The organism is Enterobacter chuandaensis (assembly GCF_003594915.1).
Classification (GTDB): domain Bacteria; phylum Pseudomonadota; class Gammaproteobacteria; order Enterobacterales; family Enterobacteriaceae; genus Enterobacter; species Enterobacter chuandaensis.
This window is the reverse complement of record NZ_QZCS01000037.1, coordinates 1-231: the sequence shown is the minus strand read 5'-3', so window position 1 is coordinate 231 and position 231 is coordinate 1. Positions and strand designations below refer to the sequence as shown.

The 231-nt window shown below is 46.3% G+C and carries 1 tRNA gene; it reads left to right on the top strand.

Going from position 1 to position 231, the window contains the following annotated elements:
* Positions 1–41 precede the first annotated feature (41 nt).
* Positions 42–117: transfer RNA gene (locus tag D5066_RS22800), tRNA-Ala, on the top strand.
* Positions 118–231: the final 114 nt, after the last annotated feature.

The window sequence follows — 231 nt, the reverse complement described above, 5'->3', positions numbered from 1 at the left end:
ACTCCTTTTAAAGGATGAGCGGTACAGAGATTACACACGATGGGGCTATAGCTCAGCTGGGAGAGCGCCTGCTTTGCACGCAGGAGGTCTGCGGTTCGATCCCGCATAGCTCCACCATCTTTTACTGCGAACACAAGAAAACTTCAGAGTGAACCTGAAAAGGTGCACTGCGAAGTTTTGCTCTTTAAAAATCTGGATCAAGCTGAAAATTGAAACGACACATCTTTAATG